Source organism: Streptomyces sp. H39-C1, assembly GCF_027158125.1.
Taxonomy (GTDB): domain Bacteria; phylum Actinomycetota; class Actinomycetes; order Streptomycetales; family Streptomycetaceae; genus Actinacidiphila; species Actinacidiphila fildesensis.
On sequence record NZ_JAPVLS010000077.1, the window covers coordinates 1 to 25846 of the forward strand.

The following is a 25846-nucleotide window of genomic DNA, read 5'->3' on the forward strand; positions in this document are numbered from 1 at the left end:
CGGCCTCGCCGTCCGCTACGACAAAAAACCCGAAAGCTACCAGGCCGGACTCGAATTATGTGCCGGCCTCCTCTGGATCCGACACCTCGAATCACAGCCTTGATCACAACCCCACACACGCCCTAGATGTAGTAGCCGCTCCAGTTCTGCTCGCGGGGCAGATCCGGGGCGCAGGACCACAGGGTGAGCCACGTTCCGCTGGCCATGTTGCCACCGTAGTTGGTGATGCACTTGCCACCGAAGAGGGTGAAGGTGTGGTCCTTGGTGGAGGAGAACTCCTGCGGAGATCCGTAGGAGTAGTCGCAGGTCCACAGAGTCAGGACGGCACCATTGACACCGCTTCCATTGCCCGAGGGGGTGAGGCACTTGCCACTGACCTTGTGCACCAAGTGGTTACGGTCCCAGCCCCACTGCTGCAGGTTGCTGCCCGTGCAGTCCCAGGTGGTGATCTTGGTGCCGTTGGACGTCCCGTTGCCTTCCGGGGTCATGCAGTCGGTGATGACTGACCAGTCGTTGGAAACGACGCCCCAGTGGCTGACGGAGGCACTGGCGGGGGCGGCGGAAAGGGCGGAAAGACCGCACAGGGCCAGGGCTATGGTCAGAAGCGAAGCAATCTTGCGCATACGTTCCTCGTTCATGAGAAACCGGCACAGGAAGGCAGTGCCTGCGGTCTGTCCCCGCACGCCCGGCCCGGCTGCACCGGTACTGGAATGGTGTTCCCCTGCTTCGCGTCCCCGGCTCTGCAGGGGACGCGTGCAACCGCACGCGAGGGTGAGCTGGGCCAAGCTACAGTCGTGCTGCAGAATTTTGCAAGATCTTTTCCTGGGGAGCCGGCTCCCCACGGCCCGTACGCCGTGGTCCTGCCACGGATGGTGTCGGCACACCGCGAAGTCGCCCCCGCGGCCGACCATGAGCCCATGACCCAAAGGGAATGCGGGCACCACCACCCAACACCGCAACTCGCGAACCGGTCAGGGGGCTTAGCCGGTCCACGGTCGAAGGATGACGATCACAACTCCCGATACGCCCTAGCATGATCCACGACGCCGGATGTGCCGGCGTCAGGAAAGGCACGACAATGCGCATACGGAAGATCCTCGCCGCCGCCGCCCTGGCCGGCACCGTTCTGACCGCGGGCCTGGCGACCACCGGCATGGCCTCGGCCTCCACCCTGGCCGACTGCCAGGGGGGCCCTTACGTCTGCCTGTACTTCAACTCCAGCAGCAACGGCTACGGGGCCGTCTTCCACCAGTCGTCGAACATATCGAACTACGCGGGCTACCAGTTCGGCGAGAGCGCCTACGGAACCAATGGTGCCGGCGTCTCCGTCAAGAACCACGCCGCGTCGGTCGACAGCTGGTACGCCGGCGCCTTCACCGTTTATTACAGCAGCGGCGACCGCAACTGCAGCTATGCCTGCCAGACCATCCCGGACTACGGATTCAGGGACCTCAACGCGCAGATGAAGAACAACAACGCGGCCGGCTTCTTCGGCTGAGCCGGAGCTGCCCCCGTCTGAGAAGCGACAGTGATCTCCGACCATTCGCACTGGCCGGAGATCACTGCAGCCCAACCTGCTTCCGCCATCCACACCTGCCTGTCTCGCCGAACCGAGAGAGATCACGCCTGTGCTCAGCCGCCCGCGTCGCTCCACCGTCCTCCTTGTCGCCCTGCCGCTGCTGCTGGTCGGCTGCACGGGCGCCGTCGCGGACTCGGAGCGCGGCACCGACGCACCGACCCGGGTCGTGGTTCCGCCCCCGGTGTCCGCCACGCCCGTGCTGGATTCGGCAAACAATCTGCCGCTGCCCCTGGACTCCTATCTGTTCAATCCGGAGCAGATGTTCACGGTCGAGAAGGCGCAGGCACGGCTTGGCGCGAGGTGTATGGCACGCTTCGGATTCAGTTACCCGCACTCGGCACCGCTTCAGCCGAGGCGCGGTAGCGATGCCCCGACCACCCGAAGGGACGGCCGTTACGGGCCGCAGAACGCCACCGTGATGGCGAAGTGGGGCTATCACTTGGAGGGCGGCGACGTGGGCACGAGCTCGGCGCCCCCCAGGCCGCAGCTCAGCCAGCAGATGACGGCCGCTCTGCGGGGTTCGTCCGACATGACGCAGAAGTTCGGTCCCGGCGGGCAGGTCATCAACGGCCGGACCGTGCCGAACCACGGCTGCGTCGGGGAGACCGTCAAGGAACTGACCGGCGCCGTGGACGGCAGAGTGGGCGATGCGCAGCTCGCGGAGGACCTCAAGTTCGGCACGCTGCTGAACTCCCAGCACGACGTCCGGACCCGGACGGTTTTCGCTCAATGGTCGCAGTGCATGAAGGGAAGCGGCTTCAGCTACCCGGACCCCGTGGCCGCGATGGGCGACAAGAAGTGGTCGGACACCCCCATGCCCACGCCGCATGAGATCCAGGTGGCAACGGCCGACGCGAAGTGTCGGCACAAGGCGAACCTGGTCGGCGTCTGGTACATCGTCGACTTCGCCTACCAGAAGCAGGCGATCGCCGAGAACGCCGCCGCTATGGCACAGATCAAGACCGCCCTGCAGGCCCAGGTGAAGGCCGCCACCGCGGCGCTGAACGGAGATCCGTTGCGGCAGGAACGTTGAGAGCGATCACGAAAGGTTCGCTACTTCTTTCGCAGGTGCATGTTGCCGGTCGGGTGGTCGGCAGCATCGAACACTGCGCTCATCTGGGCAGCCACCGCAGTGACCGTTGGATGCTTCGTGGCGAAGCCGGTGCCTGAGGCTGGCGGTCATCGCACGAATCGTCTCGAGTGCGGGCGGAAGGGGTGCGTCTGGTGACGTTGACAAGGCCCAGGCCCAGGGCAGTTGGGGCCGTGGAAATTACTGCCGGGCTCGCGGCCGTTCAGCAGGCCGTTGAGGTGCGTCGCGCGGCGGACGAGGAGGCGCAGCGGGCCACCGGCCGGGTCGATCGTCTACTGGACGGCCGCGATCGGCCCTCGTGAGGCGGCCCCGACCCCGAAATCCGCCTTTTGGACCCTGGAACCCTCGCAAAGTGGGGTTCCAGGTACATCGACACAGGCTTGTCACAGCGCTCCCAGCGATACCGTCAAGTCGGCCAAGCGGAGTGGGTGGCCGCCGTGTTTGAAGCGGGTAACTCGCTTAGCGGGTGGGACTGCTGGCGCTCCACGGCAAGCCATCATTTGACGCGTAGGCCTTGATCAGGCACCCTAGCCTCTGTCAAATCGAGAGCCGCCCGGCGCTTCATGCAATGGGGCGGCAGCACATCGGGGGATGTCACCAAACGGGGAAATGCTTCACGGTCTCTGCCGTGTTCAGCGGCTCGGGGTGGAGCCGGAGGCGGCTCTTCGGAGCGTCGGTGCCGAGTCACGCGAGTTAGGTCGGTGCGACCAGGACGGGCCCACGCCTGTCCTGCATTCGTATGCCTGCTACCTACCTGAGTGCGCCTTCTCCGCTTGCATCCTCTGTAGAAATCAAGACTTCGAAGGATTTTCAGTGAAGAACACGACCAAAACTCTCGCGACATTGGCCGCGATGCTTTTCGCATGCATGATGGTCAACGCGACCTCTGCGCAAGCGTACATATCTGCCACGGGCTATCTCATCAACTACCCAGGCGGCGGTGTCAAGTGCGCCACTCCAGAGGGCAATAGCACCGCTAATGGAACCGCTCTCACGTTCTGGGACTGCACGGGCAGCGACATCCAGAAGTGGTACGTCGAGGACGGGTTCATCAGGAACCTGTCCAGCGGCAAGTGCGTGACGCCCCGGGGCAATGCGTATGCCACGAATGGTGCCGTGCTGACCTTGTGGGATTGCGGCAGCTACCGCAACGCGGCTCAGACCTTCAGCGTTGGTGACAGGGTCGACCTGCGGACGAACACTTTTACCACCTACGGGAACAAGTGCATTACCGGATACGGCAATGGCACTTCCAACGGCACGTACATGACCCTTTGGTCTTGTGCCAGCAACGTGCCGGCCACGCAGAACTGGGGCATGTACTACTAGACCCCTGGTGCAGTTGACGATGTGGCCGCGCGCGATGCGGTGCGGCCACATCGATAGGCCCCACCGTGCCCTTAACTCACGTGGGACGCCACACGATTGGGTGATGCCGGGCCGTTTGTCTAACGGCCCGCTCCGGGCGCATGCGGTGCGGTGGGGCCACGAGCCGCGTCGGCGGGCGGCGTCCCATCTCGGTACCGCCCGCCGTCCAGTGCCCGGCCCGCCGCACGGTGACCTCTTTGTGATGCCCGAGCCGTCTGAGCTCCTGCAGACAGCGGAACCTACGGATAGGTCCTGCGCTCCAAGGGCTTCTTCTGGCTGGCCACCCGCCCTCACGTGACGGGCCCGTGGTCACAGGCTGGGTCAGTGGCCCGCTTTGAGCGCTCCGGCGCCCGCGACGCGGAGACCACCCAGGGCCAGGGGCTGGTCTTCATCGGCACCGGGCTGCGCGTCGAAGCCCTGCAAGCAGCCGTGGCCGACTGCCTGATGGCCGACGGAGAGACGCTGCCGCCGGGCGACCCGTTCCCTGCCTGGGACACCTTCGGTATTGAAGAGACCTGCGAGGACGAGCACCTGGAGCCGGTGCCGCAGACCTGAAGACTCCGGGCTGGGCAGTGGTCGCAGCCACGGCACTGCCCAGCCCGGTATCGATATCCGTCCTTCCCGGCCCGGCACTCTGCCGGGCCTTCGCCTTGTCGCTTTCGTCGCGGTCAATCCGAGGCGTACAGCAAGCCCGGACCGCGCGTGGCCCCACGCCCCACCGGGGACGTGGGGCCACGCGCGCTCGCCAAGGATTCAGGCCCTACCAGGACGACTTGGTGACTCCCGGGAGGTGACCATCGTGCGCCTGCTCACACATGCGGATCCGGGAGAGCCCGAACTTCCGTAGATGCCCACGCGGCCGGCCGTCCACGCTGTCCCGGTTCCGTACACGGGTCGCGCTGGCATTAGGGGGCTGGTTGCGCAGCTCTGCCGAAGCGGCATGGCGCTCGGCCTGTGTGGAGGACGGACGCCGCACGACCTCCTTCAGCTCGGCACGCCGGGCCGCGTACCGCTCGACGATCGCCTTGCGCTTCTCGTTCTGTGCGATCTTGCTCTTCTTCGCCATCAGACCTTCACCCCTCGGGCGCGGATCCGGGCAACGGCAGCCTCAACGCCGATCACGTCGACGGTCTTGATCGCCCTCGCGCTCAAGGTCAGGCGGACATACCGGCCCTCGCCGGGCAGCCAGTATCGCTTGCGCTGGATGTTGGGGTCGAAGCGGCGGGAGGTGCGCCGGTGCGAGTGGGAGATGGTGTTGCCGAAGCCCGGCTGGGCCCCGGTCAGTTGGCAGTGGGCGGACAAGGTGCGACCTGCCTCTCTCTGAACCGAATCGTTTATTGAAAACGATTCCCATTCCCGTATAGTAGCGGCATGGCACGCAACGAGGTACGCCCGATCATCAAGCTCCGCTCCACCGCCGACACCGGCTACACGTACGTCACCCGCAAGAACCGCCGGAACGACCCGGACCGCCTGGTGCTGCGCAAGTTCGATCCGGTGGTGCGCCGGCACGTCGACTTCCGCGAAGAACGCTGACCCACCACCGCCACCGCAGCTCGAAGGACACCTCCATGAAGCCCGGAATCCACCCCGCCTACGGCCCCGTCGTCTTCCGCGACAAGGCCGCGAATTTCGCCTTCCCCACCCGCTCCACCGCCACCAGGGACAAGACGGTCGACTGGGAGGACGGCAACACCTATCCCGTCGTCGACGTCGAGATCTCCTCGCGGAGTCACCCCTTCTACACCGGTACCGCCCGCGTCCTGGACACCGCCGGCCGCGTCGAGCGCTTCGAGCGCCGTTACGGGAGGACGTCATGACCCTGCCGGTCGTCATCGTCGGAGGGCTCCACGCCGACGCCCGCAGGCAGGTCGTGGACCGCCTGCTGCACACCGTGCCGGGCAGCGTCGCACTCCACCACGACCTGGCCACAGCGGCCACGGGCACGGTCCGGCGCCTGATGCGTGACGCTTCGGGCGAACTGTCCCGGGACGAGACCCCGCTGGTCAACGACTGCGCCTGCTGCGCGCTGCGCGAAGACCTGCTGCCCGAGCTGGAACGGCTGGCCGACAGCAGCATGACCCGGCTGGCCATCGTCGAGCTGTGGGACTCCGTCGAGCCCCAGGCCATGGCCGAGGTCGTCGCACACGGCAGTGACGTACTCGACCTCACCGGCGTGATCACCGCGGTCGACCCCGCGCTCGTGCTGTCCTACCTCGTCAACGGCGACGACCTGGCCGAGGTGGGCCTGGCCGCGGCCCCGACCGACCAGCGGACCGTCGGAGACACCTGGGCACGGCAGCTGGAGTACGCACCCGTCCTCGCCCTCGTCGACGGCGCAGCAGCAGACGACGAGGACCGCGCCGTCCTCGCCCAACTCCATCCGACCGCCCGCCAGGTGCCCGCCGGATCCGGGGAACTGGCCCAGCTGGCCTTCGCCGGCTTCGACGTGGAAACCGCGGCCGCCGCCCAACATCCCGCCTGCGCCCTACTGCCCCAGGAAGCGGAGGAGGCAGGAGTCAGCACCTTCGTCTGGCACCGCCGCCGGCCCTTCCACCCCGAACGGCTCCACCAGGCACTGGAGGACCTCTGCTGCGCCGCCGCCCGCAGCAGGGGCCGCTTCTGGCTCGCTGACCGCCCGAACACCCTGCTGGCCTGGGACGCCGCAGGCGGCGCACTATCCGTGGAAAGCGTCGGACCCTGGCTGGCCGCTCTCCCGGATGCCGCCTGGGAGATGGTGCCGCCGATGCGCAGAGCGGCCGCCTCACTCGACTGGCACCCGGAACACGGTGACTGCTGCCAGCACCTCGTCTTCACCTCCCCCGGCCTCGACCGGCACGGCCTGGAACAACTCCTGGAGTTCTGCCTGCTCACCGACGCCGAATACGCCTCAGGACCCGAGGCGTGGAAGACACTCCCCACCGCCTTCGACTCCCTCCTCGACCCCGCCTCCTGAACACCCGGCATCGACAACCCCGGACACCGACGACCTCCAAGGAATCCACATGGCCCGCCGCCAGGCCGCCCACAAGCCGCTGAAGACCAGCCCCAATCCACTGGACCGGAGCGGTCTGCGTTCTTGATGCCGTTGACCGGATTCCCGGCCCCGGGTCAACCGCCCTTGGCCAGTTCCAGCAATTCGTGCAGATCCTGGGCCGCCTCCAGCGTGCACAACGCCGTTGCCGCCAGCACCGCCACAACGCCCAGCAGCACCACAGCCCGATTGCGCGGGGCAGGGGCGAGCAGGGCGGCAACGCGGCGGGGCACCGGTCCAGCGGCGGTCCGCTTGCGGTCCCGGCCGAGCAGTCCCAGCGCCGCGCCCGGCAAGCGGCTGCGGCTCGCACCGCTCCGGGCTGCCAGGGCTGCCTTACCCACGGTGCGGGCGACGCGACGGCGGTCGCCGATCACCCTGGCGGCGTGTTCGTCGGCCCACCGCTCCACCGTGTAGGTCACAGCCGTGGCTGCCGGGCGCAGCAGTGGATTGGCTGCGGCTGCCAACTGAACGGCGGCGGTGAACAGGTAGTGGTGGCCGCGTAGATGGGCGCATTCGTGGGCGAGCAGGACTGCGCGCTCGCCGTCGTCCAAGGCGGTGAGCATGCCGGTGGAAACAACGATGCGGCCGGGCAGCCCGGGCATGGCGAAGGCGTCGGCGGCCGGTTCGTCGAGGACGACCAATCGGTTCGTGCCGGGAAAGCAGGCTGCTTCCAGGGCCGCGTTGAACAATGCCCGCACGCGCCGCCACACCATGCGGGTCGCAGCCGTCGCCGCGGCGCCGAGGAGTACGGCGGCGAGCAGCCCAACCGCCCGGGTGGTGGGATCGTGGCGTTGCATCACCTGGAGCGAGTACCCGCCCAAGGCGGCGACAGGCGGGATCCGGACCACTGCGGCCAGTACGAGCAGCCCGAGGACCGTGGTGCTGCCGAGGGCCAGGACGACCGCTCCGACGGCGAGGATCCAGGTGGCCAGTCGCGGTTCCAGCCGCTCCGTCAGCGGCCGGACAGCGAGTGCGGCCAAGGCAGGGAAGAGCAGCGGCAGATAGACGGCGAGGCGCATCCGGGGGCGGTCCCTACTGGCCGGGGTCGAGTTCGGCGCCGAGCAAGCGGCGCAGCAACTGCTCGTCGTCGGCGGACAGATCGTCGACGAACCGGGTCAGGACCTTCTCTCGATCCGGTTTGCTCCCCAGGACCTTGTGCATCTGGCGTGCGGCCAGGCCCGGTGCATCGGTCACGGGGGCGTAGGCGTAGGCCCGGCCGCGAGGGGCGCGCTCCAGGACGCCCTTGGCGTGCAGCCGGGAGAGGATCGTCACCACCGTGCTGTACGACAGTCCGCCGCCGAGGCGCTCAGCCGCCTGCGCGGGGGTCAGCGCCTCCTCGGCGGCCTGCAGGATCGCCAGCACCTCGGCCTCCAGAGCGCCGTTGGGGCGCCGTCCGGCTGCCGGGGTCGCCGCGCCGTCGTCATTCATGATTTGGCTACCTTCCGTTCATCATCTACAGTCGCGTAGAACGTCTACGTGACTGTAGAAGCTGCTGGCGCCCCCGAGTGTGCCATGCCCTCCCGCGCCTGGCGAGCAGCCCCGGCGCCCGCCTCCCCCTGCAAAGGCATCCTCGTGACCGCAACCTCGTTCCAGGCCCTGGACGGCGCAGCCATCGACGGCGGCTGGTACACCACCGTCACCGACTTCGCCCGCGACACCCACTGGCTCAACGCCCCGATGCTGGCCTTCACCAGCTACGGAGCGGCGCTGTTCGTCGTGGCCCTGCTCGCCGGTTGGTGGATGGCCCGCCGTGCCGATGCCGCCGCGATGGCCGCGTCGCTGGCGGGCGGCATCGCCGTCGTCCTCGCCTACGTCGTCAACTCCGGCATCAAGGAAGTCTTCGTCGAACCGCGCCCCTGCCGCGCCCTGCCGCACGACTTCCTCGTCGAAGCCTGCCCACCGCTGAACGACTACGCCTTCCCCAGCAACCACACCACCGTCGCCTTCGCCGCCGCCACCGCGCTGCTGCTCATCCACCGGCGCCTCGGCGCACTGGCTCTCGTCCTCGCCGTGCTGATGGCCGCTTCCCGCGTCTACGTCGGCGCCCACTACCCCCACGACGTCATCACCGCCGCCCTGGTCGGCACCGCCATTGCCGCCCCGACCGTCCTCCTCGGCCGCCGCTACGGCGCCCCGGTCGTCGAACGACTCCGCACCAGCCGGCTGCGCCCCGTACTAACCCGATAGGACCGACGCAAGGACGATGGAGGAGCCGACCGTGCCGTACCCGAGGCCGCCTTTGGATTCCAGCTCGCTCAGGTAGTCACCCGCAGTCGCACCGAGCGGACGGGTCAGGACGAACACTGTCCAGAACAGGCCGAAATCGTCGTGCCTGCAGGGCTGGTGGACAGGATCACGCATAGCCATCATCGGGCACAGAGGATCAACGTGCCGCCACGCGCGGGCCTGATCACGCAGTGGTGGGCGAAAGCCTCCAGGATGGCCTTCCCCCTGGTTCGGCGCAGTCGTCGACTCCGGCGCCAGTATGAGGAGGGGCAGTGCCCTGACACCCCTCGGCTGCCCCGAGCCGCACGCTATCCGGCGGGAAGTGAGACCACGAAGCGGGCGCCGGTATCGGCAGGAGACACCGTGATCTCACCACCTGCCGCTCGCGCCAGGCGGCGTGCGAGTGGCAGGCCCAAGCCGGCTCCATCGTGCCTGCTGGCGGGATCGGCCCTGAATCCCGGTTCGAAGACGGCCCCCCACAGGCCGGCCGGAATCCCGGGACCGTCGTCGGAGACCGTGACCTCCACGTTCCGTCCGGGAACGGCCGCATACTCGATCGCTACGCACCGCACCGCGTAGCGGCGGGCGTTGTCCAGCAGTGGCACCAGGATCCGTTCCAGGAGCGGAGCGGAGACGCCCACAGTGGGCTGCTCCCCGTCGATTCCGGTTCGTACCACCACGGGTGGATCCTGGGGGTGGGCTTCGGCGCTGTGGCGCGCAACTTCCTCGATCGTCTCCCGCAATGAACACCGTCCGGATGTCTCGGAGCCGCGGGTGCGCGCTTCAGTGAGCAGCGTTTCGACGATGCCGTGCATGCGGGCTGCCCCGGACGCGATGGCCCGGTGCGCGGTCTCCTGCTCCTCGACGCCGCGCGGCCTGGCTTGCAGCCATTCGACCTCGGCGGTGAGAGCGGCCAGCGGGGTGCGCAGCTCGTGTGACATCTCACCGGTCAACTGCTGCTCATGCCGGAGCACCGCGGCCAGCCGGTCCAGGAGTGCGTCGAGTGTCCCCGCCAGGTCGGCCAGTTCCGCCGGGCGTCGCTCTGCTCCGAAGCGGTGACCGGCGTCCTCCCCGCTCCACCGTGCCGCCTGCCGGCTCATGACGCCGACTGGGCGTAGTGCCCGGGCCACGACCGCACGGGTCACCGGGTAGACACCCCCGAGTAGCAGCACCGCCAGACCGATCGACCCAATGAGCGCGGTCTCGGCCGTATGCCGGTACGGAGTGACTTCCACCGCTGCGACAACCGTGCCCACCTGGCGACCCCGGTCCCGGATCGGCAGTGCGTACAGTCGGAACGGAGCGGAGCCGGACGACTCGTCCGCGAACCCTTCCCCGCCGGCGAGCCGGTCGGCCCAGGCCTGCGGGCCGCCGGGCGGCGGCGGTCCTTCCACGACGCGCCGGCCCTGGTAGATCCAGATTCCGGTGTCCAGGACATGGTCGTCGGACGGTTCATGGACGGTGAGTGAGCCGTTGGACCGCACTTCGACGGTGGCGGCGACGGCGGCCGCACGCGTGCGCAGCAGATCATCGGCCTGCGCGCGCAGCCGCGCGTCGAGCACCACATTGAACGCGGCTGTGAGCAGCGCCACCCATATGGCGGTGCTGGCCAGAGCAAGCAATGCGAGCCGGCCGCGCAAGGTGGCCGGGCGGCGCGTGAAGCGTCTCATGCGAACCGGTATCCGACTCCGCGGACGGTGTCGATGCCCTCGACCGCGTCCACTTCCCGCAATTTACGGCGCAGCCGCGCCAGGAACTGGTCGAGCGTGTTGTCGCTGACGCTGGCGCCGTCGGGCCATCCCGTGCGGATCAGGGTCCGCCGTCGCACCACCGCGCCGGGCTCGGCCATCAGGCAGGCCAGGAGACGGAATTCGGTGGGTGTCAGGGATGCGGTGCGGTCGCGCACCTCGAGCAGATGCCGTGCCGGGTCGAGTCGGACCCCGGCGCCGTGCACCACGCGTTCGCTTCCGGTGCGCCGCACGGCCGCCCGCAGTCGCGCGGCGAGCTCGCTCATGTGGAACGGCTTGGAGAGGTAGTCGTCGCCTCCCGCGGAGAAGCCCGACAGTCGGTCGGTCAGTCCGTCGCGCGCGGTCAGGAACAGCACCGGTGCGACCAGGCCGCGGGCCCGCATGGCCTGGCACACGTCGCGTCCGTCGGAGTCCGGCAGGCCGACATCCAGCACCACGGCGTCCGCGTGGCCGGTGGCGGCAAGGGTTCGCAGTGCGCTGCGGCCGTCGGCGGCGGTCACCACTTCGAAGTCCTCCTCGCGGAGGCCTCGGGCCAGCACGTCCCTCAGCGCGTGATCGTCCTCGACGACCAGCACCAGGGGCCGCGTCCTGCGCACGGCCGGGCCGGACCGCGCGCCGGGTTCTTCGGCCGGCTCGGCCCGGCGTTCGGACGGCGCGTCGCGGTGGGAAGGGGTGTGAACAGCCACGGGGTCAGTATCACCCGCCCTCGGAGGCACCCCGGACGAGGTCGCGCGCGACGGGTTCGGCGGCTCCGGGATCCGTCTGATCCTTACGGGTGAAGGACAGGAAGGCGACGAGAGCCGAGATCGTCACGAGGAAGAGCGCGCTGGTCCCGACCGTCCCCAGGCCGAGGCCGCCCTCGTCACCGGGCTGCGAGAGGTAGTCGCCCAGTGAGGCGCCGAGGGGGCGGGTCAGGATATAGGCGATCCAGAAGGCCACCACAGCGTTCAGCTTGATGCCGGTGTGCGCCAGTGCGACAAGAGCGATCAGCGCCCCGAACACGACCGTCGACACCCAGTAGCCCAGGCCCAGCTGCTCCGCGGTGAGATCGCCCGCGGCGGTACCCAGGGCGAACGTGAACAGGATGGCCGCCCAGTAGAAGGCCTCGCGCCGGACCGTGACGATGCTGTGGATGGACAGCGTCTTCTCACTCGCGAACCAGATCGCGAAGGTGGCGGCCAGCGCGATAGCGAACAGGACGGCGGTGGTCGCGAGGGGAACGCCGAAGTTGTCCGTGAGGTTGTCGGTGACCAGCGTGCCGACCACGCTGATCAGAACGACCGCCATCCAGTAGACCGCGGGCAGGTACTTCTTCGCCATGAACTGGAAGAACAGCGTGATGATCAGCAGGCCGGCCATGATGTAGGTCGTGTTGGTCAGGCCGAGGTCGAGATTGCTGTTCAGGAAGTCCGCTGCCGTTTCGCCCACGGTGGTGCAGAGCACTTTGATGACCCAGAAGTAGATCGTGACCTCCGGCACCTTGTTCAACATCTGGCGGCGCGTGGGCGCGGCCCCGGACCATTCCGTCGTGATCGTCATGGCGCGAGGCTGGCACGACGCACCTGAACAGAACCTGACTGTCCTTCCCAGCCGCCGTCGGCCGGGCGCTACAGGCTCTCCTCCGGTCTTTCGAGCCGGTAGCCGTGGCCTCGGAGCGTGGTGATCTCCAGCGGCCGTGTCGGGGCGGCGGCGGTGGCAGCGGCATGGTGCAGGCGACGTCGCAATGAGGCCATGGTGACGTCCAGGGTCTTCGTGGGGCCGAACCAGTTCTCGTCCCACACCTGCGCCATCAGGTCCTCCCGTGACACGGCCGCGCCCTGGTTGCGGCCCAGTACGGTCAGGAGTTCGAACTCCTTCGCGCGCAGCACGATTTCCACTCCGTTGAGCAGGCAGCGCCGTGCGGCGATGTCCAGGGTCAAAGGACCGATCACGAGGGACTCCGGGCCCTCCGGCGCTGTGGTGGGGCGTCGGCGCAGGTGTGCGCGGAGCCGGGCGAGCAGAACGGTCAGGCTGAAGGGCTTGACGAGGTAGTCATCAGCGCCCGCGTCCAGGCCGGCGATGACATCGATCTCGTCGGAGCGGGCGGTCAGGATGACGATGAGCAGATCGGGGTGGTCCGCGCGGAGGCTGCGGGCGACATCGATGCCGTCCATGTCGGGCAGGCCGAGGTCCAGGAGGACGACGTCGGGGAGAGCCTTGTGCGCTGCGCTCAGCCCGGAAGTCCCGGTGCGGCACCAGCTGGCGCTGTATCCGTTACCGAGCAGGCCGGTGTGCAGGTGGCGTCCGATGGTCTCGTCGTCCTCGATCACCAGAGCGGCGGGCCGGTCGGATGCGGTGGCCATGGGCATGCTCCGAAGCGTAGGGGTCGGGCAGGCAGGAGCAGGGCAGACACCAGGGAGAGCGTGGCGCCTGCCCCGCCGGCCGGGTGAGCCGTCAGAGTTCCCGCAGCTCCTCGACAGCCGGCCGGTGGGAGGCACGGGCCGCGGCCAGGGCAGCGGCTGCCAGCGCGGTCATGGTGATCAGCAGGGTCAGGCCCAGGTACTGCCAGGGCACGGCCACCGTGCTGGGCGGTGGGTCGAAGACCCCGGTCAGTACCTTGACGAGCATCTGCGACAACGCCCAGGCGATGACGGCGCCACCGAGCACTCCGCCGGTGAGTACGGCGGCGGCTTCGCTGAGCACCAACCCTCGCAGCTGTCGTCTGGAGGCCCCGAGCACCGTGGCGATGGCGAAGGTGCGGCGGCGTTCCGCCAGGCCCAGAGCCAGCACGATGCCGCCTGCCGCCGCGGCCAGCAGGATCGCGAAGGCGAGTTCGATCCGGGTCAGTCCGGCGAGGTCGACCGAGGTGAGGCTGGAGCCGACCGCGGTCCGTGCCTGGGTGACGTCTGTGACGCTCGCCCTGGTGCCGAGTTCGCTGCGCAGCTTCGCGGCCACGTCCCTCTGGTGGGTGCCGCCGGTGTCGACCAGGAAGGCGCCGACCGCGTCACTGCCGGTGGCCTTGGCGATGTAGTCGGCGTTCGCGACGAAGAAGCTGTCGCGGGGGGCGGTCGGGAATTCCTTCACGATGCCCGCGTAGTGGAACGCCACGGTGCGGAACTGCTGTGTGCGACTGTCCTGCAGGCGCAGATTCAGCAGGTCGCCGGGGGCGAGCTGGAAGTCCTTCACGGTTTCGTCGCTGACCAGAACGGAGTCGGGCCGGGCGGCAAGCCGCTGCATCAAGCTCTGCGCACTGCCGCCGGAGAAGTAGGCGTCCTGCAAGGAGGTGGCAGAGGCGATCGTGGACGGCCGCACTCCGTAGAGGTCCTGCAGATCGGATCCGATGTACGCGAACCGGTGCTGCAACGGCTCCACATGCCGCACTCCGGCGACCGAGGCCAGAGCGCTCGCGCCGCCGGGTCCGGTGGTGGAACCCGGTGACTGTGTGACCGTGACGTCCGCGCCGTTGGTCAGCTGGGCATCGATCTCCGACTGCTGGCGGTATGTCGCGTTGAAGGTCGCGGTGGAGGCTGCGAACGAGACCGCCAGCGCCAGCAGCACCATGGACCGCGCCAGCGGACGGTGCCGGCGCGACATGCTCGCTGCGGCCGCCCCGGCCAGCGTTCCCGTCAGCGGCCTGACCAGCCGGACCAACGGCCGGCGGCCGTGGGCCAGAACCATCGTTGCCAGCCGCCACAGCAGGAGCGAGGAGCCCAGCCAGAGCAGGGCCGGGCCCAGGAAGGCCCAGTAGGACACCGAGATGGCGGCCACGCCTTCCGGAGCCAGTACCAGCGCGTAGTTGTTTCGGCTGGACGCCCGGAAAATCAGGAGGGAGACCACCAGCAATACGACGTCCAGACCCCACCGCATCCACAGTGCATTGCGGCCGTGCCTGACTGTGTGCCGTGCCTCGGCCACGGTGCCGGCCCGCAGATCCCGCAGAGCGGGCAGCAGCACGGCGCCCGCTGCGATGACGAGTCCCAGGATCAGGGCGAGGGCGGACCATGTGGCGGCCGAAGCGGTGGTGGCGCCGAACGACGCGGTGCCGAAGGCCAGCCGCCCGGTCAGCGCGGCAATTCCGATCCCAACCGCGCCGCCGGCCAGACCGACCACACCCGCTTCCACCGCGGCGAGCCTGGCCACCTGGCGGGGGCGCAGCCCCCTGGTGCGCAGCAGTGCCTGCTCCCGGCGACGGCGGTCGGCTCCCGCACCCGCCAGTGCCGCGGTCAGCAGGGCGGCCAGGACGGCTCCGGGGGCGCCCAGGAACAGGAAGAGGATCTGGGCGTAGACGGCGTCCTGGCGGGCCGCGCCGAGGGAGGCGCCTAGGTTGTCGCCCACGAGTACTCCGCCGGACAGGTGCGCTTCGAGGTTGTGCGCCGCACTGGTGACCGCCGAGTACGCGGCGGCGGGGTCCTGCGGCAGGCGCGCGTCGCGGGACACATGGATCTGGGTGGTGACAGCGGCCGGGTCCACGGCCTTCACCGGGGTCGTCAGGGTGCTGAACAGGGCGGCCGGAAGCAGGATGACGTTGTCGGGCGGCGCGGAGGGCTGCGTCTGGGGCGGGGCACCGACCTTCTGGAACAGCGAGTCCGCCTGCGGCAGGTCGACGACACCGGCCACCGTGACGGACACGGGGCTCGCGCCCGGCCGGCCGATGCGCACCGTGTCGCCCGGTGCCACATGCAGGTTCGCGGCCGTCTGCTGTGCCAGCAGCACGCCGTCGGCTGCTCCGGTCAACTGCCGTATCTCGCGCGGGAACGCGGACCGGTAGCCTTCCGGGAGACCGAGCAGGACCCCCGAGCCGGTGCTCTGTACCGAACCCGCGACCGTGGCCTGGAAGCCGGTGCTGCGGGCGAAGCCGACCGGCAGCGCGGTCCGTACACCCGCAGCGGCGCGGACCGTGCCGAGTACGGTGGCGGGATCGGCACCGGGCTGCACCTCCACCTGCCAGTCGACGGCGACCGAGTGGACCGCGCGGGCCGTCATGGTCGACTTCGACGCGGTGAGGAACGAACCCAGCGCGGACATGAGTGCCACGGCCAGCGCGATGCCCAGCGCCGTGACCAGCAATCTGCCGCCACGCCGCCGCAGCAGGCCGGCCGACCAGGTGACGATCATGGTGTGCCTCCCCGGCCGGTGTCGCCCGCGGTCGGCGGACCGGAGTCGAAGGGAACGGTCAGCCGGCCGTCGGACATGGTCCAGCGCGCCGGGAACCGCTCACCGACGCTGGGGTCGTGCGTGCTGACGACCAGTGCGGCGCCGATCCGGTCGGCCACGCCCAGCAGGACGTCGACGATGTGCCGGCCGGTGACGCGGTCCAGCTGACCGGTGGGTTCATCGGCCAGCACCAGTCGGGGCCGCAGCGCCAGCACACGGGCGATGGCGACCCGTTGGGCCTGGCCGCCGGAGAGTTCCTGGGGAAGCTTGCCCATCAGATCGCCGGCTCCCACGAGGTCGAGGGCTTCGAGTGCCCGCCGCCGGGCCTCGCCCTCGGGCCTGCCGGCCAGGACCAGCGGGAGACCGGCGTTCTCGGCCACGTCCAGGTTGTTGATCAGACTCGGGCTCTGGAAGACGACCCCGATGTCCCGTGCGCGCAGTCCACCGTCCATGGTGAGGCCGGGCCAGGTCACCGTGCCGCCGGTCGGCCGTTCCAGGCCGGCCATCAGATGGAGCAGCGTGGACTTCCCGGACCCGGAGGGGCCCATGACAGCGATCCGGTCGTGCGCGCGCACCAGGCAGTAGGTGCCGTGCACCGCGACCACGGCGCCCGCTCCCCTGCCGAAGGTCCGGGCGACGTTCTGGCAGCTCACCAGTACCGTGGCGGCCGGGGCTTGGGCCACGGTCGGGGCGTTCATGACTCGATCCTTCCGTCGCGCAGACCGATGACCCGGTCGGCGATCCTGACGACCTCGGGGCTGTGAGTGACCACGAGGACCCCGCGTCCGTCCTTCGCACGGTCCCTGAGCAGGGCCAGTACCCGCTGTTCGGTCTGTCCGTCGAGTTCACCGGTGGGCTCGTCGGCGAGCAGGATGTCCGGGTCGTTGGCCAGGGCGACCGCCAGTCCCGCACGCGCCAGTTCACCGCCGGCCAGTTCGTGCGGCAGTGCCCGTGCCCGGCTGCTGAGGCCCACCTGCTCGAGGAGGCGGTCGGCGTCCGGCGCCGGACCTCGGCTGCGTCCCGCTGCCATATGGACGAGGCGAATGTTGTCGCGGACACTGAGGTGCGCGATGAGGTTGCCGGACTGCAGCAGCACGCCGATGCGGCGGAGCCGCGCCCGGGCCCGCTCGGCTTCCGGACGGTGGCTGATGCGCTCACCGCCGACATGCACCACCCCGCCGGCGGGCTCGTCCAGCCCTGCCAGGCATGCCAGGAGGGTGGATTTTCCCGATCCGGAGGGGCCCACGACGGCGACCGTCTCCCCTCGGCCGACGTGCAGGCTGACCCCGCGCAAGGCGAGGGTCTCCTCCTCCCCGGAGCGGAAGAACCGGTAGAGGTCCCGTGCGTCGAGGACGTGGGGCTCGTCCTTGCCCTTTCCCTTGTCCTCGTCCTTGGCCGGGGCGGGCGCGGTTCCGCTCATCACTGCCACCGCAAGGAATCGGTGACCAGACGCCACGGGTCCACGTTGTCGGCATTGACGGGACCGGACAGCGTGATGACGATCTCGCGGCTGCCCTGGTGGAAGGCGTACCGCTCGAAGGCGTCCCGGCTGACCTTGCCGGTCACCGGGTCGGGAGCGGAGTTGCCCTGATAGGTGAGCAGCACGGCCTGACCGGCCTGCCGGGAGACCAGCGAGGCCGATCCCCGGGCGAACGCGGGGACCTCCCGGGCCAGCTGGGGCACGACCGCCGACTCGGCCGCCTGCACTGTGGGGGCGGTCGGGGCGGCGCTCTGCGACACCTCGATGCGGTTGAGTTTGTCGGTGAAGACCGTCACTGTGCCGGTCCGGGTGCGGGCCCAGCCCTCGGGCACCTTGACCTGGAAGCCGCCTCCAGCCGGGGCGTAGGCGACGTACGCCTGGTTGTCGGGGATGTCACCGGGCGGATTGGACTCCACCGGAGCCGGTGTCTGGCTGCCGGAGGAAGCGCCTGGGGCGGCGGGGCTGGAGGCGGTGGAAGGGCCGGCGGTCGTGGGTACGCTGGTCGTGCCCTTGGCGCCGCCGGAGCCGCCGCATCCGGCGATCGCCACCGCAGCCAACAGGGCAGCCGTGACGGTGAGGGAGCCTCGCAAGGTCATGATGGCCTCCACAGGGGGATGACTGCGATGACCACGACGCTAGGGACCAGGCGGCAAAACCCCGGCGCAATGAGGGTTAGACGACGGCAAAACCTCGCCCCCGCCCCCGCACAACCGGGCCGCAGCAGCCACCGGCGCCCATGATGGGCATATGAGAGCACATGTGGTCCGGGTGGCCGTCGCCGCGGTCCTGGTGGCCCTCGTCCTGCTCGCCGTCCCCCTGGCGGTAGTGATCCAGCGGTCCTTCTTCGACGACGAGCGCGGGGAACTGGAGAGGACAGCGCTGGCCGCCGCCGTCCGCGTCGGACCGCAGTTCGCGGCCGGTGACGAGGTGGAACTGCCCGCACCGGAAACGGAGGGCAAGCTGGGCGTGTACGACCTCACGATGCGGCTGCGCTCGGGCTCGGGTTCCGCGCAGGCCGATGACGTGACGCGGCGCGCGGCCCGTGGAGTGGTGGTGCGCGGGAGTTCCGGAGGTGACCTGGTCGTCGCCGTGCCTGTCTCGACCTCGGAACAGGTCATCGGCGTCGTCCGCGCCACGACCCCGACCTCGGAGGTATGGCACCGCATCCTGCTGACCTGGCTGGCGCTCCTGGGCGTGGTGCTTCTCGCCCTGTGCGCCGCGATCGCTGTCGCCCGGCGCCAGGCACGGGCACTCAGCCGACCGCTGGAGTCCTTGTCCACCACGGCGCGGGCCGTCGCCGACGGTGATCTCACCGCGCGCGCGGGGCGCTGCGGCATTGTGGAGATCGATCAGCTGGCCACGGCCCAGGACACCATGGTCGCGCGGCTGACCACGCTCTTGCAGCGCGAACGGCACTTCAGCGCCAACGCCTCTCACCAGTTGCGCAACCCACTGGCAGGACTGCAGCTCGGACTCGAAACCGCCCTGGACGCGACCCGGTCCCCCGACACGGACCTGCGGCAGGCACTCGAGGACGCCCTGGAACGATCGCAGCATCTTCAGCGAACCGTTGACGAAGTCCTTCGCCTGGCCGGCGCGCCTTCCGGCGAGCTGGTCCCCACGCCCGATGAAACCGCCGCCGAACTCAGCGCGCGGGCTGAACGCCGCTGGCACGGCGCGTTCGCCGACGCGGGGCGGCGCCTGGATGTCGCGGTCCACTCCGGGGCCGGCCCCCTTCGTCTCCCCGGCCGCACCACCGACCAGGTCCTCGACGTCCTGCTCGACAACGCACTGCGACACGGCCGGGGCACCGTGCTGATCACCGTGCGCGAAGCGACCGGGGCGATCGCCGTGGATGTCACGGACGAAGGGACTCTGCGCATCGCCCCGCGGGCCGCCTTCGAACGGGGCACCACCACCGGGTTCGGCAGCGGTATCGGCCTGGCGGTCGCGCGGGAGCTGGCCGAGGCGGCGGGCGGACGGCTCACCGTCAGTGCCACCGACCCCACGGCATTCACCCTCCTGCTACCGGGCCCGGATGCTTAGCGAAGGGTCATACCCCGGCGGCGGTGACCACGGCGTCGGTCGCGAATCCGAGGAGCAGGCCGAGCAGAATGCACCACGTCGTCAGTTCCTTCGACGCCGCCGCACGGCGGGCCACCGCGAGAAGTTCGATGACGACATAGAGGATGGATCCGGCGGCCAGGCCGAGGAACGCGATCGACAACGTGTCATTGACCAGGTGCTGGCCAAGAAGGGTGCCCAGGAACGTCGGCCCACCGCCGATCAGACCCAGCCAGAGCAACGTCGACCACGTCGGGCGTTCACCCTCAGCCGCCAGGGGAGCGACGATGCCGAACCCTTCGGTGGCGTTGTGCAGGCCAAAGCCGATGACCAGCAGCACCGCCAGGGAAATCTCGCCCTGCGCCGCGGAGTTGCCGATCGCCAGCCCCTCGGCGAAGTTGTGCAGACCGATACCGGTAGCGATCATCAAAGCGAGCTCACCGGCCTGCGACCGCTTGGCGGGGGCGAGTTCGGCGGTATCCGCGGCGCCGGGTCCGTGCGGGAGCCCGGACCTGGCTCGCCGTGCCGCCGCCCAGCGGTCGTAGTGCACCAATCCGGCGAGTCCGATCGCCAGCCCGGCCGCCAGCACTGTTCCGCCGACGAGCGCGGTACCCCAGTGCTTGTCGCTCAGCGCCGCGTCCGTGGGCTCCCATGCATGGGTCAGGATGTCCCAGACGAGGAACACCAGGACACCGATCGCAACGGCATTCAGTCCAGCCCTCAAGCGCGGCGCGGCGTTGCGCAACCTGCCCAGCGGAAGCCCGAGGTAGATCGTGAACCCCGCAACCGCGCCGAGCAAGGCAATCTGGGAACTGGACATACCTACTCCATGGCAACGGGCGGACGCGAAGGAACCTGCCCTCATGCTTAGGCAAGGCTCGGCTAACCATAGAGGTTGATCAGCCATCCGTCTACAAGGGTGTAGTCGAACGTGCCCCACCCCCCGTCGAACCGGGTTCGCTCGCGCAAAATGTGAGACTCCCAAGTGCTCGTCCGCTGTCAGGCGAAGGAGCGGACACCGTGGGCGACCGGAGAAACGCGGCGGCGGGGCGGCGTGCGCCGGGCGAGCTCGAGGGCGAGGTCCTGGCTACCCTGTGGGCGGTCGGGGAGCCGGTGGCCGCGGGAGTCGTGCGCGAGCAGGTAACCGGCGACCCCGCGTACACGACCGTGCTGACCATCCTGTCCCGGCCGCACGACAAGGGACTGGTCACCCACGAGAAGGCCGGCCGCGGCTATCTGTACGCACCCGTACGCGACGAGGCCGGGCACGCCGCCGCGGGGATGCGCGATCTGCTGGAGCATGGCGGCGACCGGGCGGCGGTCCTGGCCCGGTTCGTCTCCGAACTACCGGCCGAGGACGAGAAGTTGCTGGAGCAACTACTGCGCGGACACCCGGAGGCATAGACCGTGTGGATCGGCCTGCCGCTGCTGTTCGGCGCGATCCTGGCGCTGGCGGCGCCCTGGACGGGACGCAGACTGCCGCCCCGTTCCGCTGCGTGGTCGCTGGCCTCGGCCGCGGTCAGCGCCGCCGGCGCCTGGGTGACGGCGCTGGCCATGCTGGGCTTCACCCTGGTCGGCCAGGTTCCTTAGGTGGCCGCGGAGGGACGGTGGTCGGCGCGGGTACTGGCCGCAGACGCCCCGGTGGACCGGCCGGTGGCCGCCGCCTGCGCCGTCGGCGTCCTGTGCTGCGCCCTGGGTCGTCGGCCTTCCCCCAGCATGAATCCTCGCCACCCCCTGCACTTCGAGACTGTGGGCCGCAGGCTTGGTACTCACCGACCGCGCCACCACCGCTATCCTGCTCGTGCGCTGATCCTCCGCCTCCCTCACCGCTCGAACCGACGATCGTACAACCGTCGTGGCGGCCTGAACCGGACGGACACCTATCGCACGGACAGAACCACAGGGGGACCGAGGAAATTGGCCGCATACCCACAGGGTGAGTCAAGCAACCATGACGGGTGGGCCCGCTCCGTCGTGGCCGGCCTCGTCACGCCCCCCGAGACGATCGACCACACGCTCGTCTCGGTCCTCCACGGGACGGCGGTGCTCTCCGAGGAAAATGCCCTCCGCCGGGCCGATGCCATCCGAGCGGCAGCACTCGGTCTGCCCCCGGCGGCGTGTGCCGCAGCGGCAGGCATCTCCGAGGCCCTGCTCAGTGACTGGCGCGAACAGGATCCGTCCTTCCACGCCGCCATGGCCAGCGTCCAGGCAATGGCGCAGGCGCACGGCCGCCATGGCGACGAACCAGGATTCTCGGCGCCCGAACTACGCCTGGTTCTCAGCCAAGTCGCCTCCGGCTCCACCCTGGCGGCCGCCACAGCACTCGTGGGCTACTCCACCGCCGTACTCAGACGGCTGCGCTCACGCAACCCGCTGGTCAACGCCCTCGTCAACGCCTCCACCACGCATCGACAGCAGCATGCAACCGCCAAAAAGGGCACCACTCCAGGCAACCGTTACCGACTCGTCCAGCGCGAAGAACGCTGAGCACTGCGCTCCTCAGCGACGCACCGTATTCAGCCCTTGCGGAGCGGGCCACCCCGACCAGTAGGCCGTTGATCCGCTGGCGCTTAGAGTGCCGTCGCGGTCGACGAGCAACCGGCCCTGCGGCGACCCCGCCCCTCGGACGGTCGGGCTCCCGTCAGGCGAACTTCGGCATCTCGCCGACCGTCTTCGACATGTCAATCACGGCGAACGCCGCGCCCTGCGGGTCCGACACCGCCGCGAAGCGGCCGAAGGGGCTGTCCATCGGCCCGAAGAGGAGCTTGCCGCCGCGCTTGGTCGTCTTCGCGACCGCCTCATCGCAGTCCGGGACGCCAAAATAGACCTGGACATAGGAGGGGATCTCCGGCGGGAAATCACTACCCATGTTCATCCGGCCCAGCACCGGGTTCTCCGGACCGCCAAGGCTGAAGACCTTGAAGTCCATCCCCGCCGCCTCCGGGGAATCGCCGAGGTCCATCTGCTGGGTCCCGTACGGGAAGACCCGCGGAAGGAACGCGTCCGCCTTGGCCACGTCGCGCGAGAAGAACTCGGCCCAGCAGTACGAGCCCGGCTCGCCGAGCTTCTCGAAGCCCTTGTGATCACCCGGCTGCCAGACACCGAACACCGCGCCGCTCGGCTCCTTCGCGATAGCCATCGTGCCGAAGGAGCCCACCTGCATCGGCTCCATCAACAGCTCACCACCCGCTGCCTTGATCTTCTCCGCGGTAGCCGCCGCGTCGGGCGAGGACAGGTAGAGACACCACTGCGACTGGCCCTCCTGCCCCGGCATCGGCGGCACGACGGCCGCGACAGCCTTGCCGTCGGAGTAGGCCTGCGTGTAGTTGCCGTACTCGCTGCTGGACTCGGCGAAGGTCCAGCCCAGTACGTCGGCGTAGAAGCTCTTCGCGCCCTCCAGATCGGAGAACATCGCGTCCACCCAGCAGGGTGCGCCTTCGGGGAACTCAGCCATGATCGATCGACTCCTGTGTCGTGGACGACGTGACCCGACTCCGTTCCCACGCTAGACGCAGGGTCTGACAATCGCGCGGGGAGCGCCGCTGCTGCTGAAGTGGGTGTTCTCGGAGCCATGGAAGATCGCCCGGCGCCTCGGCTCCGACAACGGACGCACACTCGATCGCCGCCCACGACGTCACCCCTCGCTCAAAGGCGTCCACAGCCTGCTGCGCACCCTCACCGGCATGACCGGCGCCGTACTGAGCATCGCCGCCCCCGCACACGAGTTCGGCACCCTGGCCCCCCTGCTGCGGCGGCGTAGGAGCCCGAGGAGGAGGCGGCGCCGAGGCCGGCGGCGATGGCCAGGGTGCGGGGGCGGTCGTCGCCGAGGAGTGAGACGACGGTGGATTTGCGGACGACCGCCTGGACCACGGCGGACAGAGCGAAGCCCAGGATCAGAGCCCAGGTGATCTCCCAGGTCATCGAACCGGCGATCGACCGTGCGTGCAGTACGGCGTGGACCATTCCTGAAGCCTTCCGACAGGAGTACGGCCTGGGGCCCACCGACACGCTCCGCCTCCGCGGTCGCGCAGCGGGTGGGTGAGCGCGGGGCGCCGCCGTGTGGCGGCGCCCCGCAAGGGTTCAGCCGACGTTCAGGGTCAGGGCGGCGGTGTGGAGTTTTCCGCCGGTCTGGAACTGCAGGAACAGCCGCCAGTTGCCGGGCGTGGGCAGTTCGGCGTGGAAGGACAGTTCCGGTCCCCCGTGGTCGCCGTTGACCTTGGTCGTCGGGTGGAGGTGGGCGAAGGCGGTGTCGCCCTCGTGGAAGGCGGTGAGGTGTGCGTAGGTGTCCAGGTAGGGCTGGAGGTCGGTGACGGGCTTGCCACCCCGGGTGATGTTGACGGTCAGCGGGTGTTCCATGCCGGCCATCGGGGAGCCCTTGACGGTGATGGTGTAGCCGTCGACTTCGGCGGAGGTGGTTGCCGCCGGCAGCGAGGTCTTCGTCGCCGCCCCGGGGACGGTGGCGGTGCGGCTGAGGACGAACGCTGTGCCCTTGCCTGTTCCGGTGCTGGGGGTGAAGGAGGTGAACAGGTGCCAGGTGCCGGGCGCGAGGGTGGCCAGGTCGGCCGTCCAGGTGCCGTCAGCGGCCATCGTCGGGTGGAGGTGCTGGAAGCCGGTCAGGTCCGAGCGGATGGCGTAGAAGTGCATCCGTTTGGTCTGCTCGACGGCGAAGTCGGTGACGGGCCTGCCGTCCGGACCGGTGACAGTGAACCGGTACGCGGCCTGCTGACCTGCCGGGAGGGTGGTGTCCTGGCTGGTGAGGCGGTAGCCGTCCTTCGTGTCGGACAGGCCGTCGCCGTCGGCCTTGGTGCCCATGCCGGGCATGGTGCTCATCGGGGGTGTGGCCTGCGTTGAGGATGACGCGGAGGGCTTGGCGCCGTGGTCCATGCCGGGCATCGAGGAGTCGTTGGAGGACCCGCAGGCGGCCAGGGTCAGCGCGAGGGCGGCTGCGGTGCCGGCGGCCGCGAGGGCACGTCGGCGCGCGGTGGTACGGGAGGAAGCAGTCATTGCGGTGGTCTTTCCGAGTGGGCGCACCACGCCGGGCGGGCGCGCGGGAGTGAGCAGGCCACCTCGCCGGGCCCGGTCGAAGATCCGGATTCCGGCACGGTCCTGTCAGGTCCGCGCGATACACACCGTCAGGAGCAGACTTCGCCCGCCCGGTGGCGGGGGTCCGCGCCGCCGCGACCCGCCCAGGGACACCGGACGGTTCGAGAGGAAGCCGGCCACCAGCACCGCGACGACAGCCATCAGGGCCCCGCCCATCGGCAGCGGGTTCCGGTCCCGAGCGGGAGTCGAGACGCACATCGCGCCGCTCGACGCCTGCGGTACGTCGGGATGTGCCATCGCTGGAGGCGTCGTCACCGTCGTCATAGTTGCCGGAACCGTGGACGTCATCGCGGCGGTGGCATGGCGGTGCGGTGTCGGGGAGGTGGCGGTCATCGCTCCGTGGCAGCCTTCGGCCGCGGTGGCCGGTGCGCCGTGCATGAGGAACAGGCCGAGCAGCACCGCACACAGCGTCAGCAGCCGGGCGATGCCCCGCCTGCGCGCCCGTCCGATGCCTGCCACTGCCGGTTCCCTTCTCAGACCATGGGCGCTACCGAGGGGCGCCACGTTCTGACCATACCCCGGGCGGGTACTCAGTGTCGGGGTATCACACTCCGGCCGCCAGAGCCGGGACCGTCGAGCGCTATCGCGCGTGGTGGGCCAGGACAGCGTGCGGGTCGCCACTGCCCGGGGTGTGGTCAGTGCGCACGGTGGCGGCGGTCAGCCGGGGAACGGCGTGGATCAGGGCATGCTCGGCGGCGACCGCCAGGGTGTGTGCCTGCACCACGGTCAGGTGCGGGTCGACGACGATGTCGGCCTCGCCGCGCAGGGCGTGGCCGATCCACCGCATCCGCAGCTGCCCGACGTCGCGCACGCCGTCCACGGCCCGCAGGGCGCTTGCGGCGGTCTCGATCAGGGCGGGGGCGACAGCGTCCATCAGGCGGCGGAAGACCTCCCGGGCGGCGTCCTTGAGGACCATGAGGATCGCGGCGGTGATCAGGAGACCGACGATCGGGTCGGCCGGCCGCCGGCCCCTCTCGGCGCCGGCGGCGCCGGCGGCGCCGAGCAGGACGGCAGGATCACC

General features: G+C 69.6%; 29 protein-coding genes and 3 pseudogenes. 12 read left to right on the top strand and 20 right to left on the bottom strand.

What is annotated here, in order from left to right; all coding sequences use genetic code 11:
- Positions 1-122 precede the first annotated feature (122 nt).
- A complete protein-coding gene (locus O3W51_RS36130) occupies positions 123-623 on the bottom strand; it encodes an RICIN domain-containing protein (RefSeq protein WP_187145114.1) in 501 nt (166 codons plus the stop codon).
- Between the two features lie 455 nt (positions 624-1078).
- Here O3W51_RS36130 and O3W51_RS36135 point away from each other — a divergent pair, with 455 nt between their 5' ends.
- From O3W51_RS36135 to O3W51_RS36150, 4 genes and pseudogenes are all read left to right on the top strand, one after another.
- Positions 1079-1498 carry a hypothetical protein gene (locus O3W51_RS36135; protein WP_138352782.1) on the top strand — a complete coding sequence of 140 codons (420 nt, stop codon included), beginning with the start codon at positions 1079-1081 and terminating at the stop codon, positions 1496-1498.
- Between the two features lie 130 nt (positions 1499-1628).
- Positions 1629-2612 (top strand): hypothetical protein, encoded by a 984-nt coding sequence (locus tag O3W51_RS36140; RefSeq protein ID WP_138352781.1) that lies wholly within the window; start codon positions 1629-1631, stop codon positions 2610-2612.
- 870 nt (positions 2613-3482) lie between these two features.
- On the top strand, positions 3483-3998 hold the full coding sequence (locus tag O3W51_RS36145) for an RICIN domain-containing protein (RefSeq protein ID WP_187145112.1): 516 nt from the start codon (positions 3483-3485) through the stop codon (positions 3996-3998).
- Between the two features lie 267 nt (positions 3999-4265).
- Positions 4266-4592 (top strand): annotated as a pseudogene (locus O3W51_RS36150) (GTP-binding protein); the annotation flags it as partial.
- 205 nt (positions 4593-4797) lie between these two features.
- On the opposite strand, the gene rpsN reads toward O3W51_RS36150, so the two are convergent.
- Positions 4798-5103, bottom strand: a complete 306-nt coding sequence (gene rpsN, locus O3W51_RS36155) for a 30S ribosomal protein S14 (protein WP_138352778.1) — start codon at positions 5101-5103, stop codon at positions 4798-4800.
- The gene (rpmB, locus tag O3W51_RS36160) at positions 5103-5339 is read right to left on the bottom strand and encodes a 50S ribosomal protein L28 (RefSeq protein WP_138352777.1); all 237 of its coding nucleotides are present in this window, start codon (positions 5337-5339) and stop codon (positions 5103-5105) included. Before rpmB ends, rpsN begins: the two co-directional genes overlap by 1 nt.
- A 69-nt stretch (positions 5340-5408) precedes the next feature.
- On the opposite strand from rpmB, the gene rpmG reads away from it, so the two are divergent.
- The 3 genes from rpmG to O3W51_RS36175 are packed head-to-tail and all read left to right on the top strand — an operon-like array spanning position 5409 to position 6993.
- Positions 5409-5573, top strand: coding sequence for a 50S ribosomal protein L33 (gene rpmG / locus O3W51_RS36165; RefSeq protein WP_138352776.1), 165 nt, complete (start codon positions 5409-5411; stop codon positions 5571-5573).
- A gap of 35 nt (positions 5574-5608) precedes the next feature.
- On the top strand, positions 5609-5857 hold the full coding sequence (locus tag O3W51_RS36170; RefSeq protein WP_138352775.1) for a type B 50S ribosomal protein L31: 249 nt from the start codon (positions 5609-5611) through the stop codon (positions 5855-5857).
- Positions 5854-6993: a CobW family GTP-binding protein gene (locus O3W51_RS36175; protein WP_138352774.1), complete on the top strand. Its 1140-nt coding sequence runs from the start codon at positions 5854-5856 to the stop codon at positions 6991-6993. The genes O3W51_RS36170 and O3W51_RS36175 overlap by 4 nt, the downstream gene beginning before the upstream one ends.
- A 155-nt stretch (positions 6994-7148) precedes the next feature.
- On the opposite strand, the gene O3W51_RS36180 is transcribed toward O3W51_RS36175, so the two are convergent.
- A complete protein-coding gene (locus O3W51_RS36180; protein WP_138352773.1) occupies positions 7149-8090 on the bottom strand; it encodes a M56 family metallopeptidase in 942 nt (313 codons plus the stop codon).
- Positions 8091-8103: 13 nt separating this feature from the next.
- Complete coding sequence (locus O3W51_RS36185; protein ID WP_138352772.1) at positions 8104-8499, bottom strand: BlaI/MecI/CopY family transcriptional regulator; 396 nt, start codon at positions 8497-8499, stop codon at positions 8104-8106.
- A gap of 144 nt (positions 8500-8643) precedes the next feature.
- Here O3W51_RS36185 and O3W51_RS36190 point away from each other — a divergent pair, with 144 nt between their 5' ends.
- Positions 8644-9258, top strand: coding sequence for a phosphatase PAP2 family protein (locus O3W51_RS36190; RefSeq protein WP_307811579.1), 615 nt, complete (start codon positions 8644-8646; stop codon positions 9256-9258).
- Here the strand turns inward: O3W51_RS36190 and O3W51_RS36195 are convergent.
- From O3W51_RS36195 to O3W51_RS36235, 9 genes are all read right to left on the bottom strand, one after another.
- A complete protein-coding gene (locus O3W51_RS36195; protein ID WP_138352771.1) occupies positions 9247-9441 on the bottom strand; it encodes a hypothetical protein in 195 nt (64 codons plus the stop codon). The two genes, O3W51_RS36190 and O3W51_RS36195, sit on opposite strands and share 12 nt — an antisense overlap.
- 164 nt (positions 9442-9605) lie before the next feature.
- Positions 9606-10967, bottom strand: coding sequence for a sensor histidine kinase (locus O3W51_RS36200; RefSeq protein ID WP_138352770.1), 1362 nt, complete (start codon positions 10965-10967; stop codon positions 9606-9608).
- Complete coding sequence (locus O3W51_RS36205) at positions 10964-11641, bottom strand: response regulator transcription factor (protein WP_138352852.1); 678 nt, start codon at positions 11639-11641, stop codon at positions 10964-10966. The genes O3W51_RS36200 and O3W51_RS36205 overlap by 4 nt, the downstream gene beginning before the upstream one ends.
- A 100-nt stretch (positions 11642-11741) precedes the next feature.
- Positions 11742-12584, bottom strand: coding sequence for a COG4705 family protein (locus O3W51_RS36210; protein ID WP_198358988.1), 843 nt, complete (start codon positions 12582-12584; stop codon positions 11742-11744).
- A gap of 68 nt (positions 12585-12652) precedes the next feature.
- Positions 12653-13393: a response regulator transcription factor gene (locus tag O3W51_RS36215; RefSeq protein WP_138352769.1), complete on the bottom strand. Its 741-nt coding sequence runs from the start codon at positions 13391-13393 to the stop codon at positions 12653-12655.
- 85 nt (positions 13394-13478) lie between these two features.
- Positions 13479-16139 carry an ABC transporter permease gene (locus tag O3W51_RS36220; RefSeq protein WP_269288412.1) on the bottom strand — a complete coding sequence of 887 codons (2661 nt, stop codon included), beginning with the start codon at positions 16137-16139 and terminating at the stop codon, positions 13479-13481.
- Positions 16136-16876, bottom strand: a complete 741-nt coding sequence (locus O3W51_RS36225) for an ABC transporter ATP-binding protein (RefSeq protein WP_138352767.1) — start codon at positions 16874-16876, stop codon at positions 16136-16138. The genes O3W51_RS36220 and O3W51_RS36225 overlap by 4 nt, the downstream gene beginning before the upstream one ends.
- Positions 16873-17598: an ABC transporter ATP-binding protein gene (locus O3W51_RS36230; protein WP_138352766.1), complete on the bottom strand. Its 726-nt coding sequence runs from the start codon at positions 17596-17598 to the stop codon at positions 16873-16875. Before O3W51_RS36230 ends, O3W51_RS36225 begins: the two co-directional genes overlap by 4 nt.
- On the bottom strand, positions 17598-18254 hold the full coding sequence (locus tag O3W51_RS36235; RefSeq protein WP_138352765.1) for a hypothetical protein: 657 nt from the start codon (positions 18252-18254) through the stop codon (positions 17598-17600). The genes O3W51_RS36230 and O3W51_RS36235 overlap by 1 nt, the downstream gene beginning before the upstream one ends.
- A 151-nt stretch (positions 18255-18405) precedes the next feature.
- Here O3W51_RS36235 and O3W51_RS36240 point away from each other — a divergent pair, with 151 nt between their 5' ends.
- Entirely contained in the window at positions 18406-19704 is a 1299-nt protein-coding gene (locus tag O3W51_RS36240; RefSeq protein WP_198358989.1) for a HAMP domain-containing sensor histidine kinase, read from the top strand.
- Between the two features lie 7 nt (positions 19705-19711).
- On the opposite strand, the gene O3W51_RS36245 is transcribed toward O3W51_RS36240, so the two are convergent.
- A complete protein-coding gene (locus tag O3W51_RS36245) occupies positions 19712-20542 on the bottom strand; it encodes a ZIP family metal transporter (RefSeq protein ID WP_138352764.1) in 831 nt (276 codons plus the stop codon).
- A 200-nt stretch (positions 20543-20742) separates the two neighbouring features.
- Here O3W51_RS36245 and O3W51_RS36250 point away from each other — a divergent pair, with 200 nt between their 5' ends.
- From O3W51_RS36250 to O3W51_RS36260, 3 genes are all read left to right on the top strand, one after another.
- Positions 20743-21126: a BlaI/MecI/CopY family transcriptional regulator gene (locus O3W51_RS36250; protein WP_138352763.1), complete on the top strand. Its 384-nt coding sequence runs from the start codon at positions 20743-20745 to the stop codon at positions 21124-21126.
- A 3-nt stretch (positions 21127-21129) separates the two neighbouring features.
- Complete coding sequence (locus tag O3W51_RS36255; protein ID WP_138352762.1) at positions 21130-21312, top strand: hypothetical protein; 183 nt, start codon at positions 21130-21132, stop codon at positions 21310-21312.
- A gap of 384 nt (positions 21313-21696) precedes the next feature.
- The gene (locus tag O3W51_RS36260; protein WP_138352761.1) at positions 21697-22209 is read left to right on the top strand and encodes a hypothetical protein; all 513 of its coding nucleotides are present in this window, start codon (positions 21697-21699) and stop codon (positions 22207-22209) included.
- A 154-nt stretch (positions 22210-22363) separates the two neighbouring features.
- Here the strand turns inward: O3W51_RS36260 and O3W51_RS36265 are convergent, their stop codons facing one another.
- From O3W51_RS36265 to O3W51_RS36285, 5 genes and pseudogenes are all read right to left on the bottom strand, one after another.
- Positions 22364-23176, bottom strand: coding sequence for a VOC family protein (locus O3W51_RS36265; protein WP_138352760.1), 813 nt, complete (start codon positions 23174-23176; stop codon positions 22364-22366).
- A 290-nt stretch (positions 23177-23466) separates the two neighbouring features.
- Positions 23467-23685: pseudogene (locus O3W51_RS36270) on the bottom strand (permease); the annotation flags it as partial.
- Positions 23686-23802: 117 nt separating this feature from the next.
- The gene (locus O3W51_RS36275) at positions 23803-24726 is read right to left on the bottom strand and encodes a hypothetical protein (RefSeq protein WP_138352759.1); all 924 of its coding nucleotides are present in this window, start codon (positions 24724-24726) and stop codon (positions 23803-23805) included.
- Positions 24727-24831: 105 nt separating this feature from the next.
- Entirely contained in the window at positions 24832-25284 is a 453-nt protein-coding gene (locus tag O3W51_RS36280; RefSeq protein WP_138352758.1) for a hypothetical protein, read from the bottom strand.
- A 121-nt stretch (positions 25285-25405) separates the two neighbouring features.
- A pseudogene (locus tag O3W51_RS36285) lies at positions 25406-25843 on the bottom strand (cation transporter dimerization domain-containing protein); the annotation flags it as partial.
- Positions 25844-25846 lie beyond the last annotated feature (3 nt).

Bases quoted from the DNA above. Each gene is read 5' to 3' on its own strand.
- O3W51_RS36235 (WP_138352765.1), bottom strand. From the start codon at position 18,254: ATGACCTTGCGAGGCTCCCTCACCGTCACGGCTGCCCTGTTGGCTGCG.
- O3W51_RS36265 (WP_138352760.1), bottom strand. From the start codon at position 23,176: ATGGCTGAGTTCCCCGAAGGCGCACCCTGCTGGGTGGACGCGATGTTC.
- O3W51_RS36210 (WP_198358988.1), bottom strand. From the start codon at position 12,584: ATGACGATCACGACGGAATGGTCCGGGGCCGCGCCCACGCGCCGCCAG.
- O3W51_RS36275 (WP_138352759.1), bottom strand. From the start codon at position 24,726: ATGACTGCTTCCTCCCGTACCACCGCGCGCCGACGTGCCCTCGCGGCC.
- O3W51_RS36220 (WP_269288412.1), bottom strand. From the start codon at position 16,139: ATGATCGTCACCTGGTCGGCCGGCCTGCTGCGGCGGCGTGGCGGCAGA.
- O3W51_RS36230 (WP_138352766.1), bottom strand. From the start codon at position 17,598: ATGAGCGGAACCGCGCCCGCCCCGGCCAAGGACGAGGACAAGGGAAAG.
- O3W51_RS36180 (WP_138352773.1), bottom strand. From the start codon at position 8,090: ATGCGCCTCGCCGTCTATCTGCCGCTGCTCTTCCCTGCCTTGGCCGCA.
- O3W51_RS36225 (WP_138352767.1), bottom strand. From the start codon at position 16,876: ATGAACGCCCCGACCGTGGCCCAAGCCCCGGCCGCCACGGTACTGGTG.
- O3W51_RS36200 (WP_138352770.1), bottom strand. From the start codon at position 10,967: ATGAGACGCTTCACGCGCCGCCCGGCCACCTTGCGCGGCCGGCTCGCA.
- O3W51_RS36240 (WP_198358989.1), top strand. From the start codon at position 18,406: ATGAGAGCACATGTGGTCCGGGTGGCCGTCGCCGCGGTCCTGGTGGCC.
- O3W51_RS36195 (WP_138352771.1), bottom strand. From the start codon at position 9,441: ATGATGGCTATGCGTGATCCTGTCCACCAGCCCTGCAGGCACGACGAT.
- O3W51_RS36135 (WP_138352782.1), top strand. From the start codon at position 1,079: ATGCGCATACGGAAGATCCTCGCCGCCGCCGCCCTGGCCGGCACCGTT.
- O3W51_RS36175 (WP_138352774.1), top strand. From the start codon at position 5,854: ATGACCCTGCCGGTCGTCATCGTCGGAGGGCTCCACGCCGACGCCCGC.
- O3W51_RS36130 (WP_187145114.1), bottom strand. From the start codon at position 623: ATGCGCAAGATTGCTTCGCTTCTGACCATAGCCCTGGCCCTGTGCGGT.
- O3W51_RS36185 (WP_138352772.1), bottom strand. From the start codon at position 8,499: ATGAATGACGACGGCGCGGCGACCCCGGCAGCCGGACGGCGCCCCAAC.
- rpmG (WP_138352776.1), top strand. From the start codon at position 5,409: ATGGCACGCAACGAGGTACGCCCGATCATCAAGCTCCGCTCCACCGCC.
- O3W51_RS36215 (WP_138352769.1), bottom strand. From the start codon at position 13,393: ATGCCCATGGCCACCGCATCCGACCGGCCCGCCGCTCTGGTGATCGAG.
- O3W51_RS36170 (WP_138352775.1), top strand. From the start codon at position 5,609: ATGAAGCCCGGAATCCACCCCGCCTACGGCCCCGTCGTCTTCCGCGAC.
- O3W51_RS36245 (WP_138352764.1), bottom strand. From the start codon at position 20,542: ATGTCCAGTTCCCAGATTGCCTTGCTCGGCGCGGTTGCGGGGTTCACG.
- rpsN (WP_138352778.1), bottom strand. From the start codon at position 5,103: ATGGCGAAGAAGAGCAAGATCGCACAGAACGAGAAGCGCAAGGCGATC.